At 69.2% G+C, this 19,772-nt stretch carries 18 protein-coding genes; 11 read left to right on the top strand and 7 right to left on the bottom strand.

The window, feature by feature from the left end; genetic code table 11:
- The first annotated feature begins 155 nt into the window (after positions 1 to 155).
- Together ASD13_RS10260 and ASD13_RS10255 are read left to right on the top strand one after the other, a co-directional pair.
- Positions 156 to 959, top strand: coding sequence for a PP2C family protein-serine/threonine phosphatase (locus tag ASD13_RS10260; RefSeq protein WP_055868999.1), 804 nt, complete (start codon positions 156 to 158; stop codon positions 957 to 959).
- Between the two features lie 57 nt (positions 960 to 1,016).
- Positions 1,017 to 3,770: an FtsK/SpoIIIE domain-containing protein gene (locus ASD13_RS10255; protein WP_055868998.1), complete on the top strand. Its 2,754-nt coding sequence runs from the start codon at positions 1,017 to 1,019 to the stop codon at positions 3,768 to 3,770.
- 35 nt (positions 3,771 to 3,805) lie between these two features.
- On the opposite strand, the gene ASD13_RS10250 is transcribed toward ASD13_RS10255, so the two are convergent.
- Positions 3,806 to 4,801 carry an asparaginase gene (locus ASD13_RS10250; RefSeq protein ID WP_055868852.1) on the bottom strand — a complete coding sequence of 332 codons (996 nt, stop codon included), beginning with the start codon at positions 4,799 to 4,801 and terminating at the stop codon, positions 3,806 to 3,808.
- Positions 4,802 to 4,868: 67 nt separating this feature from the next.
- Here ASD13_RS10250 and ASD13_RS10245 point away from each other — a divergent pair, with 67 nt between their 5' ends.
- A complete protein-coding gene (locus ASD13_RS10245; RefSeq protein WP_055868850.1) occupies positions 4,869 to 5,363 on the top strand; it encodes an OsmC family protein in 495 nt (164 codons plus the stop codon).
- Between the two features lie 36 nt (positions 5,364 to 5,399).
- On the opposite strand, the gene ASD13_RS10240 is transcribed toward ASD13_RS10245, so the two are convergent.
- Positions 5,400 to 6,197, bottom strand: coding sequence for a lysophospholipid acyltransferase family protein (locus tag ASD13_RS10240; protein WP_017830981.1), 798 nt, complete (start codon positions 6,195 to 6,197; stop codon positions 5,400 to 5,402).
- Between the two features lie 123 nt (positions 6,198 to 6,320).
- Here ASD13_RS10240 and ASD13_RS10235 point away from each other — a divergent pair, with 123 nt between their 5' ends.
- Complete coding sequence (locus ASD13_RS10235) at positions 6,321 to 7,283, top strand: FKBP-type peptidyl-prolyl cis-trans isomerase (RefSeq protein WP_055868848.1); 963 nt, start codon at positions 6,321 to 6,323, stop codon at positions 7,281 to 7,283.
- 38 nt (positions 7,284 to 7,321) lie between these two features.
- Positions 7,322 to 8,404 carry a 1-deoxy-D-xylulose-5-phosphate reductoisomerase gene (gene dxr / locus ASD13_RS10230; protein WP_055868846.1) on the top strand — a complete coding sequence of 361 codons (1,083 nt, stop codon included), beginning with the start codon at positions 7,322 to 7,324 and terminating at the stop codon, positions 8,402 to 8,404.
- A gap of 38 nt (positions 8,405 to 8,442) precedes the next feature.
- On the opposite strand, the gene ASD13_RS10225 is transcribed toward dxr, so the two are convergent.
- The 3 genes from ASD13_RS10225 to ASD13_RS10215 all read right to left on the bottom strand — a co-directional run bounded on the left by ASD13_RS10225 (position 8,443) and on the right by ASD13_RS10215 (position 11,531).
- A complete protein-coding gene (locus ASD13_RS10225; RefSeq protein ID WP_055868844.1) occupies positions 8,443 to 10,065 on the bottom strand; it encodes a Mur ligase family protein in 1,623 nt (540 codons plus the stop codon).
- A gap of 93 nt (positions 10,066 to 10,158) precedes the next feature.
- Positions 10,159 to 10,842: a YcnI family copper-binding membrane protein gene (locus ASD13_RS10220; RefSeq protein ID WP_055868842.1), complete on the bottom strand. Its 684-nt coding sequence runs from the start codon at positions 10,840 to 10,842 to the stop codon at positions 10,159 to 10,161.
- Positions 10,843 to 10,946: 104 nt separating this feature from the next.
- Entirely contained in the window at positions 10,947 to 11,531 is a 585-nt protein-coding gene (locus ASD13_RS10215) for a hypothetical protein (protein WP_055868839.1), read from the bottom strand.
- A gap of 64 nt (positions 11,532 to 11,595) precedes the next feature.
- Between ASD13_RS10215 and ASD13_RS10210 the strand changes: the two genes are divergently transcribed.
- The 3 genes from ASD13_RS10210 to ASD13_RS10200 all read left to right on the top strand — a co-directional run bounded on the left by ASD13_RS10210 (position 11,596) and on the right by ASD13_RS10200 (position 14,576).
- Positions 11,596 to 12,909, top strand: a complete 1,314-nt coding sequence (locus ASD13_RS10210; RefSeq protein WP_157535613.1) for a M50 family metallopeptidase — start codon at positions 11,596 to 11,598, stop codon at positions 12,907 to 12,909.
- Between the two features lie 69 nt (positions 12,910 to 12,978).
- Positions 12,979 to 13,347: a YciI family protein gene (locus tag ASD13_RS10205; protein WP_055868837.1), complete on the top strand. Its 369-nt coding sequence runs from the start codon at positions 12,979 to 12,981 to the stop codon at positions 13,345 to 13,347.
- On the top strand, positions 13,344 to 14,576 hold the full coding sequence (locus ASD13_RS10200) for an RNA polymerase sigma factor (RefSeq protein WP_055868834.1): 1,233 nt from the start codon (positions 13,344 to 13,346) through the stop codon (positions 14,574 to 14,576). Before ASD13_RS10205 ends, ASD13_RS10200 begins: the two co-directional genes overlap by 4 nt.
- A gap of 19 nt (positions 14,577 to 14,595) precedes the next feature.
- Here the strand turns inward: ASD13_RS10200 and ASD13_RS10195 are convergent, their stop codons facing one another.
- Positions 14,596 to 16,479 (bottom strand): chorismate-binding protein, encoded by a 1,884-nt coding sequence (locus ASD13_RS10195; protein ID WP_055868832.1) that lies wholly within the window; start codon positions 16,477 to 16,479, stop codon positions 14,596 to 14,598.
- 172 nt (positions 16,480 to 16,651) lie between these two features.
- Positions 16,652 to 17,278 (bottom strand): pyroglutamyl-peptidase I family protein, encoded by a 627-nt coding sequence (locus ASD13_RS10190; RefSeq protein WP_055868830.1) that lies wholly within the window; start codon positions 17,276 to 17,278, stop codon positions 16,652 to 16,654.
- A gap of 60 nt (positions 17,279 to 17,338) precedes the next feature.
- Between ASD13_RS10190 and ispG the strand changes: the two genes are divergently transcribed.
- The 3 genes from ispG (at position 17,339) to ASD13_RS10175 (ending at position 19,770) form a co-directional block, all read left to right on the top strand.
- Positions 17,339 to 18,490, top strand: coding sequence for a flavodoxin-dependent (E)-4-hydroxy-3-methylbut-2-enyl-diphosphate synthase (gene ispG, locus ASD13_RS10185; RefSeq protein WP_174233197.1), 1,152 nt, complete (start codon positions 17,339 to 17,341; stop codon positions 18,488 to 18,490).
- A 17-nt stretch (positions 18,491 to 18,507) separates the two neighbouring features.
- Entirely contained in the window at positions 18,508 to 18,840 is a 333-nt protein-coding gene (locus ASD13_RS10180) for a nuclear transport factor 2 family protein (RefSeq protein WP_055868827.1), read from the top strand.
- A 63-nt stretch (positions 18,841 to 18,903) separates the two neighbouring features.
- The gene (locus ASD13_RS10175; protein WP_055868825.1) at positions 18,904 to 19,770 is read left to right on the top strand and encodes a hypothetical protein; all 867 of its coding nucleotides are present in this window, start codon (positions 18,904 to 18,906) and stop codon (positions 19,768 to 19,770) included.
- Positions 19,771 to 19,772 lie beyond the last annotated feature (2 nt).

Raw genomic sequence — 19,772 nt, 5'->3', positions numbered from 1 at the left:
CGACGACGGAGGATCTGGTCGTCATCGACGAGTTCTACCCGTTGCCGGTGGATGCTGGAGCCCAGGTGTGATCGAGGTGCGCGTGACTTCTACTACGATGTGTTGTGAGTATCCTGCGACCGTCCGATCCGCCGCAGGCCTATCGGAGGCAGCACGTGGCTGAGACGAAGACGCACCGAATCACGGTTGCGCAGCGCCCGCTGCTGCTGTCGTGGTCCGGGATCACCGATCAAGGCCGACGCCGCGAGACGAACCAGGACGCTTTCCTGGCCGACTACCCGCTGTTCATCGTCGCCGACGGGATGGGTGGTCACGCCGGTGGCGAGATCGCCAGCCAGAGCACGGTCGCCCGCTTGCAGGCCGTGGTCTCCTCAGGCAAGGTCGATGGTCCGTCGATCGAGAATGCGCTCGAGCTGGCTGTCGGTGACATCGCCGACCACCCCGAGACGACCGACGAAGGCACCGGGACGACGCTCACAGGGGTCTACTTCGACGCCGACGCCGACGGTGACGAATCGCACTGGATCGCACTGAACATCGGCGATTCCCGCGTGTATCTGCTCCGTGACGATCGACTCGTCCAGATCACGACAGACCACTCGGTCGTGCAGGAACTCATCACGGCGGGTAAGCTCAGCCCGGAAGAGGCCGAAGGGCATCCGTACAGCAACGTGATCACCCGCGCGGTGGGAGCGAGTGAGCTCACGGCCCCCGATTACGTCTCCATCGATGTGCGCGCAGGTGACCGCTTCGTCATCTGCTCCGACGGTCTCACCAAAGAGCTCACCGACTACGGCATCCAGCACTTCCTCCGGGAACACGAAGACCCGGGTGCGGCCGCCGATGCGATGCTCGCAGCGGCTCTGGAGAACGGCGGACGGGACAACGTCACGCTCATCATCGTCCAGGTGACCGCAGAAGACAACTCGTCCTCCCCAATCGAGAACACCGCGGAGTAACCGTCCCGCGCTGTGGACGGCGCTCATCCCAGGATCGCGATGCGATCCACTGGGGGGATGGACTCCCTTCCGATCGTACTTCCGACGGCTCCGGCCGCCTCGCGTCGCGCCCCGCTGCCGTTCTTGGCGGCGCTCGTGCCGATCGCGGCGGGCGTGGTGCTGTGGACGGTCACCGGCTCGCTCCTCGCGCTCTGCTTCGCGGCGTTGGGGCCCCTGATGATCGGGGCCTCGCTCGTGGACTCCGCACGCACCCGGCGTCGCGAGCGTCGACAGGGTGAGAAGCAGAACGAAGCGGAGTGGGCCGAAGCCGAGGCAGAGCTGCTCCGGCGGCACAGTGACGAGCGCGAGATGCTCTGGCAGCGGCGCCCCGACGCGGCGAACTGCATCGCGCAGCCGCCCCTTCGCGGCGCTCAACCGCTCGACGCGATCACGCCCGTCGTCGTCGGCGCAGGCGGGGCGACCAGTGGTGTGCGCTGCAGCGGCGGAGATGATGCCCGTGGGCGGGAGTTCCGCGAACGATGCAATGTGGTCGAGGATGCGCCGATCGCAGTGCCGATCGGTGGAGGCATCTGTCTCCGAGGCCCACGACCGCTGACCCAGGCGGCGGCGAGGGCCCTGATCGTGCAGCTGTGTCTGCGCTTCAGCGCCGCACAACTGTCCCTGGTCGGCGCAGATCCGGGCGGTGCCGCCCTCTCCGCCTACGGGTTCGAGAGTCTCCCGCATACGCGACGTGGGCATCGAGGCGGCTTCCGGGTGGGGGTTGGCTCGACCGCTGAGGGACGGCCGCAGGCGGATGCGATGATCTGGCTGGCCTCGGTCGAAGAAGACGTGCCAGAGGGCATCACGACGGTCATCGACATCATCGAACCGCGACGGGGGACGTTGCGCACCCCGAACGGCTCGATCGCCATCGCTGTCGAGTGCTTGTCGTTCGCGCAGGCAGGCGCCGTGGGTGCAGAGCTCGCGCATCGGGGCGACGAGGTCGATGTGCTCCCCGACGCGGTGTCGCTTTCGGAGCTCGCACAGCCTCAGGACGCAGACGGATTGGCCGCGACGATCGGTCTCGGTGAGCGGGGGAGCATCACGGTCGACATCGTCGGCGACGGGCCGCACGCGATCGTGACCGGCATGACGGGGACGGGCAAGAGCGAGCTGCTCGTCAGCTGGGTCACAGCCATCGCGTCGGTGAATGGACCGGACCGCGTGACCTTCGTGCTCGCCGACTTCAAGGGCGGCACCGCATTCGAACCGTTGCGCGCGCTGCGGCAGGTGGTCGCGGTCATCACCGACCTCGACGAGGAAGGCGCCAGGCGTGGCGTCTCCAGCCTCACGGCGGAGCTGCGGCGGCGAGAGGCGGTGCTGGCCGCTGCGGGAGTTCGTGATGTGCGTGATGTCTCGATGCCGCGGCTGGTCATCGTGGTCGACGAGTTCGCGGCCCTGTTGTCAGAACACCCCGACCTGGGCGCGGTGTTCACCGACATCGCAGCCCGCGGCCGCGCGCTCGGCATGCATCTCATCATCGGCACGCAGCGTGCGTCCGGGGTCATCAGAGACGCACTGGCCGCGAACTGCCCCCTTCGCATCAGTCTGCGGGTCGGAGACGTCGCAGACAGCCGACTCATGATCGGCACGGACGCGGCCGCGATGCTGGCGGGCGACGCGAGCGCGCGCGGGCACGGGCTGGTGCGGCGGCCTGCGGACGACGAGCCCGTCGCGATCCGCGTCGCCTTGACCGCAGCCGCCGATCTGAGGGACGTCGGGATGCGGTGGGCGGAAGCAGATGTGCCGCCCAGCCCGTGGCTCCCCGCTCTTCCTGCCGTTCTCCCACTCTCGGAGGTCATCGACGAAGCCGGGCCGTCGCCCGATACGGTCGTCCTCGGTCGCGCCGACGACCCCGGCCGCCAGTCGCAGCCAGCGGTGCTGCTGCGGTGCGCAGGCGAGCGAGGACTCGCGCTTCTCGGTGCGCCCGGCTCCGGCCGCACCGCGGCGCTGAGGGCGGTCGCGGCGCAGCGCCACGACGCCGTCTGGCTGCCGAGCGACCCTGAAGACGCCTGGGATCTGCTCGCCGCATGGGCGGACGGGAGGGAGCGTCCTCCTGCGGTCGTGCTGGGCGACGACCTGGACGCGCTTACCGCCGCTCTGCCACCGGAGTACGGCCAGCAGTTCGTCCACCGCTGGGAGCAGGTTCTTCGTGCAGCGCGGGGGACGACCTTCGTCCTGACCGCGACCAGAGCGAGCGGAGCGCTGGGGCGGGTGCTCGATCTGCTGCCGCGTCGAGTGCTGTTGCGCATGCCGAACCGGATGGAGCATCTGGCGGCCGGGGGAGAGTCGTCGGGATTCGTGCGCGACCGCGCTCCCGGGCGAGCCAGGATGGGCGACCACGAAGTGCAGCTGGCCTGGGTCGACGAAAGCGAAGTCGACCGGACCGCGGCACCGTCGATGGCGGCGTGGGCTCCGACCTCTGCGATCACGGGCGTCGTCAGCCCCGGGGCTGAGGAGGTGATCGCCCGGATGCGCGACGCGTATCCTGCGTGCGAGGTGGTGGCCGTCGGCACCGAGCCCAAAGGTGTGGGACCGCGATGCATCGTGGTCGCCGATGCGGAGACATGGCAGCGCAACTGGCCCGTGTGGCAACGCGTCAGATCAGTCGGTGAGGTGCTCATCCGCTGTGAACACCCGGCCGACCTCCGCCAGCTGGTCGGCGCCCGCGAGCTTCCGCCCTACGCGCGCCCGCATGCAGGCCGGGCGTGGTCGGTGATCGGCGCGCGTGCGCCGAGACGCGTCCACCTCACCGAGCTGTCGCCGGCATGAGCATCCTCGCGCGCGGCCGAGAGGAAGACGCGGCGTCAGATCCCGGCACCGGGACGGATGGCACCGACGTCCGCCCCGCCGCCGAGCACGGCGAGCGGAAGCGCGCCGCTGAGAGCCGCGACGTCGGCGTCGCTCAGCCCTCCCGCGCGGGCGAGAAGCGTGGCGGCCACGATCGTCGAGGCGCGAGTAGCCCCGTCGAGCATCTTCAGCGCCACGGTCGTTCCATTGGGGGCGACCATCACCATGACGCCCTCGGCGCCGTACTTGGTGAACACGCCGAGCGTCTCCGTCGCGATGGTGTCAGGGCGGCCGGGGCCCTCGATCGTCCAGGGGTTCTCGCGCACCGCGCGGACGAGGGAGCCGGCCACCCGGTGAAGAGCGAAGGGCGAACGATCCGAAGCGGTGCCGATGCGGTGGATCGCGCGTGCCAGACCGGTCAGCGTCATGGCGTGGACCGGCGCGCCGCACCCGTCGATCGCGGTGTGCGCGATCTTCTCGCCCGTGAGGCGCTCGATGACGTCGCGGATGTGCTGCTGCAGAGGATGAGCGGGATCGAGGTAGCCTGCGGTCGGCCAGCCCGTCGCCACACAGGCGCGCAGCATCGCGGCATGCTTACCGGAGCAGTTCATGCGCACCCGCGTCGGCACACCGTGTTCACGAACGAGCTCATCGCGTGTCGCCGAGTCACTCGGCCAGGCGGCGGGACAGCCCAGGGCGTCCTCCGTGAGACCACCCTCGGTGAGGATGTCGCGTACCACCGAGGCGTGACGGTCGGTGCCGATGTGGCTCGCCGTCGAGATCGCCAGCTGCTCGCCCTCGAGCACCGCGCCTGCAGTGATGCAGGCGATGGCCTGCAGGGGCTTGAGGCTGGAGCGCGGCAGGATCAGCGCATCGGCATTGCCGTGACGGGCGACGACGTCGCCGTCGGGCGAGAGCACGACGGCCGCACCGGCGTGGCGGGATTCGACGAATCCGCTCCTCTCGACGACGGCGAGTTCCACGGAATCCTGAACGGTGAGAGTCTCCAGCACCCGTCAACTCTAGCCCGGGGTGTGCGGCGTCTCGCGTCGTGTCGGAGGAGCCTGACAGACTGATCCCATGGCAGAGACGACCTCGCGCACTCTCGGCGAACACCACTATGCGCTCACCGCGACGTGGACCGGCAATACCGGCACCGGAACCACCGGCTACCGTGACTACCACCGAGACGTGACGATCGAGGTCGGCGGAAAGCCCGATCTGCTCGCCTCAGCGGACAAGCCCTTTCGCGGTGACCCCTCACGATGGAATCCGGAAGACCTTCTGCTGGCATCCCTCTCCGAGTGCCACCTGCTGTCGTACCTGCACGCGTGTGTCACTGCCGGCGTCGTCGTGGTGTCCTACCGTGACCGCGCGAGCGGAGTGATGCGCGAAGACGGCGCCGGCGGCGGCGCGTTCGTGGAGGTGCTGCTGCGCCCAGAGGTCGTCGTCGCCGAGGCTTCGATGATCGAGGCCGCCGAGCGCGCGCACGCTCAGGCGAACGAGTGGTGTTTCATCGCGAATTCGATGAACTTCCCGGTGCGTCACCAGGCGACGGTCAGCGCTCTCGCCTGACCACGCGCTCGCACCTGGCCACGGGCTCTCGCCGCGTCAGCGACGTTCGTGCGGCAGAGCCTGCTTGATCTTCTCGATCGTGCCCTGCGCAGGTGCCTCGTTGTACGCGCCCGCGAGCTCCTGGCCGGAGAGCCCGTGGATCGCGGCCATGATCTGATCCGTGGCGAGTCGACGCGCCCGTCCGCTGGTCGCCGGACCGTGAGGGGAAAGGTCGAGCGGTTCGCCGAAGCGCACCGTGATGCGCTCCTTGAGCGTGGGCATCTTCGCCCCCACCGGCATCACCTTGTCGGTGCCGATCAGACCGACCGGGACCACGGGTGCGCCGGTCTGGAGCGCGAGGAACGCGACGCCCGTGCGGCCCTTGTACAGCCGGCCGTCGGTGGAGCGGGTGCCCTCCGGGTACAGCGCTACGGCGAGTCCCTCGTCGAGGAGCTGGCGTTGCAGGTCGAGGGCATCCAGGGCGGCCTGTCCGGCGCCGCGGCGCACCGGGATCGCGCCGATCGACTCGAAGAACGTCTTGCTCATCCAGCCCTTGAAGCCGGTGCCCTCGAAGTACGTCGACTTCGCCAGGAAGTGCACCGGACGGGGTGCGGCGACCGGGATCGCGATCGAGTCGATGAAGGACAGGTGATTGCTCGCGAAGATGACGGGACCGCTCAGGGGGACGTTCTCGCGCCCTTCGATCCGGGGCCGGTACACCAGTCGAGCGAGAGGGGTGATGAGGCTGCGGCCGAGCGTGTAGGCGAACCCGGCGTGACGCGGCTTCGTCGTCTCCTCTGACGAGGCTTCCTCCGGTGACGAGGATTCGGGCTCGACGGACTGCTCAGAGGTCATCAGAGCAGATTACTCCCGGATCCATGCCAGCGTGGGAATGAAGACTTGCGCCGCGCCTCCCAGCGCGAGCAAAGGGGTATGAGGCAGGATGGAGTTTCCTGCCCGCGATCCCGAGGTCTCACTGTGCGCAAGCGTCCGCTCATCGTTCTGTCCACCGTCGCCGCGGCGACCCTTCTGCTGGCGGGCTGTGCCGGTGGCGCTGCGCCGGAGAGCTCCGGCACGCCTTCGCCGACCGCGTCCAGCGGATGTCTGCTGAACGCGCAGCCCGGTGCGACGTCCGACGCGGTCGTCGTCGACGGCGAAGGCCTCGACGCGAAGGTCACCGTCCCCGCGGACGCGCCGTTCGCCGACGTGGAGCGCACGATCATCTCCAAGGGCGACGGCGACGAGGTCGTCGCGAACGACCTCGTGGGCGTGAAGTTCCAGATCATCGAAGCCGCGACGGGTGAGATCGTCGACTCCTCGGCTCGCAGCGACGGAGGGGAAGCCTCCGTCCTCCTCGACCAGAACAACGCTTCACTGTTCATCGCAGCACTCGAGTGCCAGCCCCTCGGCACCCAGGTGGTCCTGGCGCTTCCCGGCAAGGTCTTCGGCGACGGCGGCACAGCCAAGGTCGTCTACGCCGAAGCGGTCGAGCAGCTCCCGGAGGTAGCGACGGGAACGCCGGTCGACCCGACCCCGGGCATGCCGACCGTCAAGCTCGACGACAAGGGCGCCCCGACCGTGACGATCCCGGACGGCGAGGCGCCGACCGAGACCAAGGTCGCCGTCCTCAAGCAGGGCGACGGCGCGACGGTCGCCTCGGGCGATCTCGTCGTCGTGCAGTACCTCGGCGTCAAGTGGTCCGACGGCACGGAGTTCGACTCCAGCTGGAGCCGTGACGCCGCCCCGGCGCAGTTCCAGACCACCGGTGTCGTCGCAGGCTTCCAGAAGGCTCTCGAGGGCCAGCAGGTCGGCTCTCAGGTCATCGTCGTGATGCCGCCGTCCGACGGTTACGGCGCGAGCGAGGGACACGAGCTCCAGAAGGAGAGCCTCGTGTTCGTTGTCGACATCCTCGCCACGACCCCGGTCCAGCAGCAGCAGTAACCGCGGGGGGAGCCGTGGGCGTGACCTAGGCTGGCGTTATGCGTCGCGTCATCGTCCTCGGCTCCACCGGCTCCATCGGCACCCAGGCACTGGATGTGATCCGGGCCAACCCTCGTCGATTCGAGCTGGTCGGTCTCGCCGCCGGTTCGAACGCAGAGATGCTGGAGGCACAGGCCGCGCAGTTCCAGGTCGAGTCCACCGCTCTCGGAGCCGTCGAGGCCGAGCAGCTCGTCCGCGATGTCGAAGCCGACGTGGTGCTCAACGCCATCACCGGCTCGATCGGGCTCGGCTCGACCCTCGCGGCGCTGAAGGCGGGCCGCACACTCGCCCTCGCGAACAAGGAGTCCCTCATCGTGGGCGGCGACCTCGTGCTCGCCGCGGCAGCTCCCGGTCAGATCGTCCCTGTGGACTCCGAGCACTCCGCGCTCGCGCAGGCGCTGCTCGCCGGCACCCACGCAGAGGTGCGGCGGCTCGTGGTGACGGCATCCGGCGGTCCGTTCCGCGGACGCAGCCGCACGGAACTGACCCAGGTCACCCCGGCGGAGGCGCTCGCGCACCCCACGTGGGACATGGGGCGCATGGTCACGACGAACTCCGCGACCCTGGTGAACAAGGGACTCGAGGTGATCGAGGCGCACCTGCTCTTCGACATCGCGTATGACGACATCGACGTCGTCGTGCATCCGCAGTCGATCGTGCACTCGATGGTCGAGTTCATAGACGGCTCCACGATCGCTCAGGCCTCGCCGCCCGACATGCGCCTGCCGATCTCTCTCGGTCTGGACTGGCCGCACCGTGTCGGCGGTGTCGGACGACCGCTGGACTGGTCGTCCGCCACCTCCTGGACCTTCGAGCCGCTCGATGCAGAGGCCTTCCCGTCCGTGGCGCTGGCGAAAGCCGTCGGACGCGCGGGCGGTACGTTCCCCGCCGTATACAACGCGGCCAACGAGCAGGCCGTCGACGCGTTCCATGAGGGACGGCTCTCGTTCCTCGGCATCGTCGACACGATCGCCCGTGTCATCGACGCGCATGATGCGCCGGACGCGCTCACGGTCGAAACTCTTGCCGCGGCCGAATCCTGGGCGCGTGCGACCGCCGACCGCATGATCGCGGCCGTCTGAGGAGTCCGCCAGGGCGCTTCACCGCCCTGGCGTTCGGATCAGTCCTCGTCGGGGTAGGGCACCGGCCAGCGCGAGTCGGGCACCGGCCAGCCGGCGGCGCGCAGTGCCCGGCGGGCGAGCTCGCGTGCCGAGTAGGGCGTGCGGACCCCGCGGATGTCCCGGTAGTCCTGATGCCCGGGGCCTGCCCAGAGGATCGCATCGCCGTCGCCCACGAGTCCGACCGCGGTGACGATCGCGTTCTCGGGCGGCGAGGCCTCGTGGATCTCGGCATCCGGTCGTGCCTTGCGGGCGCCTTCGATGAGAGTCGCCCGGATGGAGGCAGGGTCCTCGAAGCGCGGGTGGTGGTCGGTGACCACGAGGATGTCGCTGCCTTCGACAGCGGTGCGCGCCATGTCGAAGCGTTTGCTCGCATCGCGGTCGCCATCGGCACCGAACAGCATCAGCACCTTGCCCGGGGTCACTCGGCGGACGGCGGCGAGCGTCTTCTCGAATGCGTCGGGGGAGTGACCGAAATCGACGAACACGGCGGGGCCGGTCGCTCCGGAGACCAGCTGGGTACGACCGGGGAGATAGGCGCGGATACCGCCGTCGCGGGTGAGCGCCTCGACGATGCGATCCCAGGCGTAGCCGCCTTCGAGCAGCATCACGATCGCCAGGGCCGCGTTGGCGGCCATGTGCGGCCCGATCACCGGGACCGTGGTCGTGAGGGAACCGGCGGGGCCGGTCATCGTGAACGTGGTGCCGGCTGCCCGCTCCTCGTCGATCACGACGACCCAGTCCGCGGCGGTGGCGGCCTCGGGGTCTGCGGCGATGGACGGAGTGCCCACCGTGACGACAGGGATCTCGGCACGGTCGACGACGATCGCCCCGGAGGGGGAGTCGAGGCAGATGACGCCGCGCTCAGCACGATCGGGGCGGAACAGCGGCAGCTTCGCCTCGAAGTACTCGTCCATGTCGGCGTAGTCGTCGAGGTGGTCGTGGCTCAGGTTGGTGAAGCCGGCGACGTCGAACCGGATGCCGTCGACGCGGTGACGGGAGAGCGCCTGCGCGCTGACCTCGACGGCGACGGCTTCGACCGCACGTTCGCGCATGAGTGCCAGCAGTGCGTGCATCTCGGAGGCTTCGGGGGTGGTCAGCCTCGAGACGATGACCTCGCCGGCGATATGACGTTCGGCGGTGGAGGAGAGTCCGGTGACGACGCCGATCTGATCCAGGATGCCTTCGAGCAGGTGGGAGACGCTGGTCTTGCCGTTGGTTCCGGTCGTCGCGAACAGCAGCGGGAGCGGGTCGCCTGCCCCGGTGCCGTAGACCCACGCGCTGAGGTCGCCGAGCACAGCGCGAGGGTCATCGACCACGAGGATCGGGAGTCCCGCCGCTTCTGCGATCTCCGCGCCGGCCTCGTCCGTGATGACGGCGACGGCGCCCTTCTCGGCGGCGGTGACGGCGAAGTCCGCACCGTGCCGATTGACGCCCTGGATCGCGACGAACGCCTCGCCGGGGCGGAGATCCGCCGTCGCGAGGGTGATGCCGGTGAGGGCGATCCCGTCGACGTCACCGCGAACGGTGCGGGCGAAACGGGAAGCGAGTTCGGACAGCTCACGCCGGGGCGGGTTCGCGGGGCGGAGCACGGGAGGCAAGCTCGGTTGTTGTTCAATCGACATGGCGGATCCATGATCTCACGACCGCGGTGGGAACCACTCGCGGCACGGCCCCTCGCGCTCCGGAGAGCGCAGCGCGAGGGGCCGTGCAGGCCGTCAGGCGCGGCGTCGGTAGGCGAGGATCGCGACCACGAGGGCGGCGAAGCCGGCGACGAGACCGCCGGCGCCGAGAGCCACCCCCAGGGGGTCGGAGACCGCGGACGTGGCGGTGGCCTCGTCGCCCTTGTCGGCATCTTCGGTCTCGGCGTGCTCGCCGTGCCCGCCGGCGGCGGCCGCGGTGACGGAGACGACCGGGGCGGGTGCGTCGAGGCTGTGCGGGTCCTCGCCGTTCTCGGCGAGCTGCGTCCACTCGGTCGAACCCTCGACGCACTCCTGCACGACGGGGAACGCCAGCGTGTCGGGCGTGTTCTCGTCCAGGCCGACTCCCATGCTCACCGCGCCGCGAAGGTCGGTGGGCACCGGCGCGACGGCGGTGTACGTCACGGCGCTGACGAGGCCGTCATCACCGCGTTCGACCTCGATGTTCCAATTGCTGTCCATGGTCGGTGCCACCGAGGCGAGGCCCTCGGGCATCGTGATGCGCAGGGCGGTGGTGGGGGAGTTCTCGCAGCCGTGGGAGAACGAGAAGGTGAGCACGCCGTGGTCTCCTGCGGCGAGCTCGTCGGGGCTGACGCCCACGTGGGCGCCGGCCATGGCGGGGACGGCGAGGGCGAGGGTGGCTCCGCCGAGGACGCCGAGGGCGGCGAGGCTGAGACGACGGGTACGGGTGTTGCGGGACATGAGAGATCTCCTGGTGCTCGAAGTGCGGGCGCGCCACGACGGCGCGTCTCCGCGAAAGGGGTGATGCCGCCCCGTCGGGGGTCGGCGGACTCCGGTGCGACGGATCAGTCGCGGGCGAGCGCAGGAGGACCGCGTCTGGGCACAGCGGCCGAGACGGCGGCGTCGAAGGAGACGACGGTGACCGAACGCAGTCGAGGCGGTCGGCGATGCATCGCGGGCGCCAGCGCGGATGCGCGTCGGAAGAGTGCGTCGACCCAGCGGGCGACGATCCGCACGACCGCTTCCGCATGCCACACCAGGATCGTGGTGAGCACGGCCGCGACGACGTGCGCGAACAGCATCAGTGCGCCGGGAGCCGCTGCGGGTGCCGTAGACCCGAGAAGCGCCACGTCGAGATGGTGGGAGTGTGCGCCGCCGGCGATCGGCGTCGTACCCGTCGGGGCGCCCAGCAGCTGGAACAGGACGTGGAAGGCGCCCTGCGCGAGGAAGACCGCCAGGGCTACACGGCCGCGCGACTGCCTGACGCCGACCAGCACGGCGGACAGCGGTGTGACCAGAGTCGCGATCGCGAGGATCAGCAGCGCATGCGGAGCCGCTCCGCCGCCCAGAGTGTGGGACAGTGCGGCGAGCAACGTCGCCACCGAGGATACGGCGGCAGCGCGCACGAGTCGCAGCTGCCGGGCATTCACGCTCTCAGCCTAGCTGCGCCGCGGCGCCGGGCGGATTCCTAGCTGGGGGCACTAACGTTGGCACGTGGAATTCCTGCTCTATCTGGCCGGCATCCTGTTCATGCTGATCGGCCTCGGGCTGTCGATCGGCCTGCATGAGGTCGGGCATCTCGTCCCCGCGAAGCTCTTCGGCGTGCGCGTCGGTCAGTACATGATCGGCTTCGGCCCGCGGCTGTGGTCTCGGCGCATCGGCGAGACGGAGTACGGGTTCAAGCTGCTTCCGCTGGGGGGCTTCATCTCGATGTCGGGCATGTACCCGGCGTCGAAGAGCTCCGGTCCGGCCTCCGGCGTCTTCCGCTCATTGATCCAGGATGCGCGTAGCGCGAACGACGAGACCATCGCGGAGGGCGCGGAAGATCGCGTCTTCTACCGCCTGCCCGTGTGGAAGCGCGTGGTCGTGATGCTCGGCGGTCCCGCCATGAACCTCGTGCTCGCCACGGTGATCTTCACCGTGCTGCTGTCGGGGATCGGCCTGCAGCAGGGAACCACCACGATCGCCTCGGTGACCGAATGCGTGGTGCCCGCGGGCTCGACGGCGACCGAGTGCACACCGGATGACCCGGCCTCACCCGCCGCGGAAGCCGGGATCAAGCCGGGAGATGTCATCGTGTCCGTCGACGGACAGCCGGTGTCGACGTTCGCCGAGGCCACCACGATCGTGCAGGCGGCACCGGGCGAGACGCTCGACATGGTGGTGCGACGTGATGGGGCGGAGAAATCGCTGCATCTCACGCCGATCGAGGCAGAGCGCACGATCACCGACGCCAGCGGCCAGCCGGTCCTCGACGACGCGGGAAAGCCTGTCGTCAAGGAGGTCGGCTATGTCGGCATGGGGGCGCAGATGGGCTACGTGCAGCAGCCCCTCACCGCCGGCCCCGAGATGGCCGCGGACAGCACCGCTCGGGTCGCATCCATGATCGTCACGCTCCCTGTGCGTCTGTGGGACGTCGGCGTCTCCCTCGTCACCGGCGGAGAACGCGACCCGAACGGACCGCTGAGCGTCGTCGGGGTCGGACGCCTTGCAGGCGAGGTCGCCGCGACCGATGCGCCCATCCTCAACAGGTTCGCCTTCCTGCTCGGTCTACTGGGCTCGCTGAACATCGCGCTGTTCGTCTTCAACCTCATCCCGTTGCTCCCGCTCGACGGCGGTCACATCGTCGTCGCGCTGTGGGACGGCATCAAGCGCGCATGGGCGAAGCTCTTCCGCAGGCCGCCGCCGGCGCCCGTCGATGCGACGAAGCTCGTGCCGCTGACCGTGGTCGTCGCGGTGCTTCTGATCGCGATGGGAGCGCTGCTGCTCGTCGCCGATCTGTTCAACCCGGTGAATCTTCTCGGCTGAGGTGTCGAAATCGTCCTTGTCCGTTCGCTGAAGGGGTGAAACGGTTCTCAAGACGAAAGGACGAACCTCATGAAGTACGTCATCATGTTCACATCCACCCCCGAGCACGACGCCGCCGTCTCGCCGGAGGTCGCTCAAGACGTGTACGCGCGTGTCTACCAGTGGTTCCAGGACAATGCCGACTCGATCGAGGACAGCGGCGCAGAACTGCAGCCGGTCGATGCGGCGACCACCGTGCGACACGGGGCCACGGGCGCAGTCGTCGTCGACGGTCCCTTCACGGAGGCCCGTGAGGCCGTCGGCGGCTTCACTCTCATCGATGTGGCCGACCTCGACGCCGCGATCGCCCTGGCGCGGACGTGGCCGATGCTCGAGCTCGAGGGCACCTCGGTCGAGATCCGTCCGATCGTGACGGACTACAGCCAGTTCGAGCAGTGAACGCCTCGGATGCCGCGTCATCGGGGGACGCGGCATCCGATCGCGCCCTGGAACGGGTGGTCCGAGCCGAGTCCGCCCGGATCGTCGCGGCCCTCACCACGTCGCTCGGCAACCTCGATCTCGCGGAGGAGTCCGTGGCCGAGGCTGTCGCCGAAGCTCTGGTCGGATGGCGCGTGAGGGGAGTCCCGCCGAGTCCGGCCGCGTGGCTCACCACGGCTGCGCGTCACAACGCACTCGATCGGCTGCGCCGCGACAAGCGCTACCGCCAGAAGCTCGCGATCCTCTCCGACCGGGCACCGCTGGTCGACACCGAAATGGATGAGCGACTGCCTCTGCTGTTCGGATGCTGCCATCCGGCGCTGTCCGAGCCCGCACAGCTCGCGCTCACCCTGCGCGCGGTGTGCGGCCTGACGACCGCGCAGATTGCCAGGGCGACGATGAGCACCCCGACCGCTGTCGGACAGCGCATCGTGCGCGCCAAGCGCAGGATCGGCGCGGCAGGGATCCCGCTGCGTGTGCCGGAGGGCGGGGAGCGGGCACCGCGCCTGGACATGGTCCTCACCGTGATCTCGGTCATGTACAACATGGCGCATCTCCTGCCGGGCGCGGACTCCGGGGCGGATCGCGACGTCGCAGAAGACGCACTGTGGCTGGCGGAGGTCGTGGCGCACGCCCTCCCTGGTGAACCCGAAGCATGGGGGCTGGTGGCGCTGCTGAAGTTCCATCGCAGCAGGGAGCCCGCGCGAGCGCTCGAGGGCGAGATGGTGCTGCTCGCCGACCAGGACCGGACGCGGTGGGACGCCGCGCTTCAACGCGATGCCCATCGAGCGCTCTCGCGCGCTGCCGGGATGCGGCGGTCAGGTCGTTGGCAGTTGCATGCGGCCATCGCCGCGTGCCATTCCGATGCGCAGCACTTCGCCGACACGGACTGGGCCCAGATCGTCGCGCTCTACGATCTGCTTCTCGTCCACGATGCGTCGCCCGTGGTTCGTCTCAATCGCGCCGTCGCGGTGGGGCAGACCGGCGACGTGAAGCACGCGCTCGCAGAGGTGGAGGTCCTTCATGATGATCTGGTGCGCTTCCACCTCTGGCATGCCGTGCGCGGTGACCTGCTGCGGCGAGCCGGACGGGAAGACGAGGCTCTCGCGGCACTCCGCGATGCCCACGAGCTCGCGGTGAACGACGCGGAGCGACGCCTGCTCCGCTCCCGAGTATCGCTCGAGCTCTGACCGACCCCGGTTCGACGGATCAGGCGAGGGCGTGCGACACGAGGCGCTCGAGCGTGCGGATCCCGTCGCGCGAGAGGATCGACTCGAGATGTCCCTGCACCGAGGCGAACTGCGCCCCGCGGAGCGCGTACACATCGCCGGAGTCGGGATCCGCTGACACGTCGGCATCCCCGACGGTCATCGTGCCAGGGCTGACCCGCGCGGTGAAGGTGTTGTAGAAGCCGATCGATGCGTCCTCTCCGAACACCGGCACGGATTTCTGCAGACCCTGATGCGGGGTATCGAGCGGAGTCAGCGAGATGCCGAGCCTGTCGGCGAGGATCTGGTGGCTGAGGCACACCGCGAGCAGCGGTGCGTCGGAATCGAGCCGACGCGCGACCACGGCGCGCATCCTGGCGATGCGGGCGTTCTCCGTATCCCGCGGATCTCCGGGACCTGGGCCTGCGACGACGAGGTCTGCGGCATCCAGATCGGCGTCCCGCACCTCGCTCCAGGGGGCGATGGTCACCGCGAGACCCAGATGGCGCAGCTGGTGGGCGAGCATGGTCGTGAAACGGTCCTCGGCATCCACGACGAGGGCCGAGTGTCCGGCGAACGGGCCCGTGAACTCCTCGCCCTGCGGGTTGAGCCAGAACTCGGCCAGACGGGCGTTGCGCGACGAGAGCAGCTCGGCGATCGCGGGGTCGTCGGCGAGGGCACGTGCCGCGCCCGGAGCGTCCGCATCGCTGCGTGCCTCGGCGACGCGGTCCCGGTCGATCGCTCCGATGGCACCCAGCACACCGGCGGCCTTGCCGTGCGTCTCGGACACCTCGCCCATCGGGTCGGAGTGCCGAACGAGCGTCGCACCGACCGGCACGCGGAGGGTGCCGTCCTGGAGGTACACGGTACGGATGAGGATCGGCGCGTCCAGGTCGTGGCCGCCGTCGGCGTTCGGGGTGAACAGGGCGGCGACTCCGGAGTAGTAGCCGCGGGGCTCGCGCTCGTGGCGACGGATGACGGCGCACGCGTTCTGCATGGGCGACCCGGTGACGGTCGGCGCGAACATGGTCTCGCGCAGGATGTCGCGCGGATCGAGGGAGCTGCGTCCGCGAAGCATGTACTCGGTGTGCGTGAGCCGCGACATCTCCTTGAGGTGGGGGCCGGTGATCCGCCCACCGTCGGAGCACACGGCGCTCATCATCTTGAGTTCCTCGTCGACGACCATGAACAGTTCCTCGGTCTCCTTGGTCGAGGCGAGGAAGTCGATCAGCGTCTCCTTCGTCGAACCACCGGCCGGGTGACGGAACGTTCCGGAGATCGGGTTCATCGTGACGATGCCTTCGCGGGCGACCACATGGGCCTCCGGGCTGGCGCCGACGGCGATGTGCCCGGGAGTGACGACGGCGAAGGTCCAGTAGGCGCCGCGTTCGTGCGTGAGCAGCGCACGGAACCAGGTGAGGGCGGCCGTCCGGTCGTCGACGTCGATGCCGGCGGTGAAATCGCGTCGGATGACGAAGTTCGCACCCTCCCCACGGCCGATCTCTTCGGCGATGACCTTCTCGACGATCGCGGCGTACTCGGCGTCGGCGATGTCGAAGCCGTCGTCGTGGAGCGCGACGGGTGTGCGGGGGAGGGCCGTGAGAAGTTCCGCGGTGGGCAGGTGCAGGTGCTCGTCGACGACCACGCACCGCAGCGGCGCACCGTCGTCCTGGGCGACGAATCCGCGTTCACGCACCTGGCGATAGGGGACCATCGAGAACACCTCGCGAGGGGTACCGTCGATGGTCAGCGGGATGTCCGCGAGCAGATCGACGTCGACGACCTCCCCGCTGAGCAGCTCGACGGTGTCGGCGCCGTCACGTGCGATCAGCACGAAGGACGCCGTCGGATCGGCGCTGAGCTCGGCGAGTCGTGAGAGGGTCATCGATGTCTCCTGTGCTGTGCTCCGGCTCGGCGCAACGAAAAGACCGCCGAGGTCGGCGGTCTGAATTCGTGGGAACGCGAACACACCGCCTAGAAGGCGGGCCACCAGGTGAAGTTCGCGAGCATGGGGCCGAAACTACCACATCGCGCGTGGCGGCCCGAGCGCGATGACGTCACCAGATGCTGCCGCCCGGCTCTTTCGTCTCGGTGTCAAGGGCGTGATCGACGACGAGACGCACCGCGCGAGCCAGCTGCGCCTCGGCGAGATGAGGAGCGTCTGCGGGAGCGGTGCCGGTCGACCAGGGGAGGTGCACGAACCCTGCGATAGCATTCGGCCCGATCGCACCCAGCGCGGTGTACAGCACGTGGTTGCACACGTACGCGCCCGCCGACAGCGAGAGCCGCGCCGGGAGTCCTTCGGCGATCAGCTCGTCGACGAGACGCTTGACGGGAAGCGTCGAGAACCGCGCCGCAGGGCCGCCGGCCTCGCTGGGCACGTCGACGGGCTGAGCGCCGTCGTTGTCGGGGATGCGCGCATCGATCAGGTTCACCCCGATGCGCTCGAGGGCGATGTGCGAGCTCCCACCGGCGAGTCCGGTGGCGATGACGACATCAGGGGAGTGGCGCTCGATCAGGGCGCGGAGGCGACGCGCCGAGGCGTCGAATGCGACGGGAAGAGTCGCGACGACCAGGTCCTGCGGGCCGTCGTAGTCGTCCAGCACGGCGTTCACCGCATCCGCAGACGGGTTGCGCGCGGCGCCGTCGAAGGGTTCGAAGCCGGTGAGGAGGACGACTGCCATTCATCCAGCGTAGGTGCGTCCGTCCAGCCCACTTGCATCCTGGCGGCGTAGGCTTGAGGGGTGCCAGCAGTGAACCTCGGAATGCCGAAGATCCCCGAAGTCCTCGCCCCGCGCCGTAAGTCCCGGCAGATCAAAGTGGGCAAGGTGCTCGTGGGCGGCGACGCTCCCGTCAGCGTGCAGTCGATGACGACCACGAAGACGACCGACATCAACGGGACTCTCCAGCAGATCGCCGAGCTCACGGCCTCCGGTTGCGAGATCGTGCGCGTCGCCGTGCCGCATCAGGACGATGCCGACGCGCTGAAGATCATCGCGATGAAGAGCCAGATCCCTGTGATCGCCGATATCCACTTCCAGCCGCGCTACATCTACACGGCGATCGACGCCGGATGCGGGGCGGTTCGAGTGAACCCCGGGAACATCCGGGAGTTCGACGGCAACGTCGGCAAGATCGCGGAGGCGGCGAAGGCCGCGGGTGTTTCGCTGCGCATCGGTGTCAACGCCGGATCGCTCGACCGCCGCATCCTCACCAAGTACGGCAAGGCGACGGCCGAGGCGCTGGTCGAGAGCGCCGTCTGGGAGGCGTCGCTGTTCGAGGAGCACGACTTCCACGACTTCAAGATCTCGGTCAAGCACAACGACCCGATCGTGATGGTCAAGGCGTACCGGCTGCTGGCTGAGCGGGGCGATTGGCCTCTGCACCTCGGCGTGACCGAGGCCGGCCCGGCGTTCCAAGGCACGATCAAGAGCGCCACGGCGTTCGGCATCCTGCTCGGCGAGGGCATCGGCGACACGATCCGGGTGTCGCTGTCGGCGCCGCCGGCCGAAGAGGTCAAGGTGGGCCACCAGATCCTGCAGTCGCTGAACCTGCGTGAGCGCAAGCTCGAGATCGTCTCGTGCCCCTCGTGCGGTCGTGCGCAGGTCGACGTATACACGTTGGCCGAGAACGTCACCGAGGGACTCAAGGACATGACCGTCCCGCTGCGGGTCGCCGTGATGGGCTGCGTCGTCAACGGACCCGGTGAGGCCCGAGAGGCCGACCTCGGCGTCGCCTCGGGCAACGGCAAGGGGCAGATCTTCGTGAAGGGTGAAGTCATCAAGACCGTGCCCGAGGCGGACATCGTCGCCACGCTGATCGAAGAAGCCAACCGCATCGCCGCAGAGATGGGCCCGGAAGCGCCGCTCGGCACCGCCCAGGTCGTCACGGTCTGAGCCAGGAGGAGCACCACATGTCCGATCACACACTTCCCGCTCCTGTGCAGGCGATGATCGACGCGATCAACGCCGCCGACACCGAGGCATTCGTGGATGCCTTCACCGCCGACGGTTTCGTCAGCGATTGGGGCACGGTCAAGGCCGGCCCCGCTGGGGTGCGCGACTGGGCGGGCAGTGACGCGATCGGCGCCGGTGCGCAGATGACCGTGCTCTCGGCCGAGACCGAGGGCGACACCACGCGCCTCCGTTTCGGATGGGCGAGTCGCGTCTTCAACGGTGAGTCCGACGGCATCTTCGTCGTCGAGGGCGACAAGCTCGCCAGCTTCACCATCCCCCCGTCCCACTGACACGTCAGCTGCGGGCTGTGGAGCCCGCGCGCCGACTGCGTGCCGTCGAATCCTAGGAGAACTATGTCGACGCCCACCATCGTGACCTTCGCGGCAGGGGCCATCGCCGGAGATGGCATCGTCACCCGTGTCGAGAACCACCCGGACGGCCCCGTCGTGGTCGTGGACACGACACCCTTCCACCCCGTCGACCACACCTGGCCGGATCAGCCGGGCGACACGGGGACCATCGCGGTCGCCGGCGACACCGTCCAGGTGACGGAGGCGCTGATGGCCGCGATCTCGGATGAGGGCGAGTTCGCCGTCGGGAGCGACATCCCCGTCAAGCGCGGGGCCGACGGCTGGACCTGGCTCGTCGGGCATCGGATCGAGGGTGCCGCTCCGGCTGCTCTCGTCGAGGGTGCGCGGGTGACGCTCTCGGTCGAGGGTGCGCGTCGTGTCGGCCTCAGCCGCGGCCACACCGCATGTCACCTCGCCTCTCTCGCGCTCGACCGGGCCCTGGCGGACCTCTGGCGCAAGGAACCCGGTGTCGACGCCCTCGGTGCCCCCGACTTCGAGGGCCGCGCCAATCAGTCGAGTCGGATCCACGAGGACGGGGCCGTCGACGAGTACCGTCTGGGCAAGAGCCTGCGCAGGGCCGGGTTCGACACCGAGACGTTCGCGGCGACGCTCACCGATCGGGAAGCACGCGTCAACGACCAGCTCGCGGCATGGGTCGCCGCCGGTGTCTCCAGCAGCGTCGAGACCGAGGGGCCGTCCATCGTCGACCGTCGTCGTTGGCACTGCGAACTCCCCGAGGGCGAGGCCGTGATCCTCTGCGGAGGAACGCACGTCGACTCGCTCGCCGCGTTCGCCTCGATCACGGTGTCGCTCGACCTGAGCGATCCTCAGCTCCTGGTCATGACGACCGTGGCGACGCCAGCCGACTGACG

It is taken from the genome of Microbacterium sp. Root1433D1, assembly GCF_001426835.1.
GTDB classification, from domain to species: domain Bacteria; phylum Actinomycetota; class Actinomycetes; order Actinomycetales; family Microbacteriaceae; genus Microbacterium; species Microbacterium maritypicum.
This window is presented reverse-complemented; position numbering and strand designations above follow the sequence as displayed.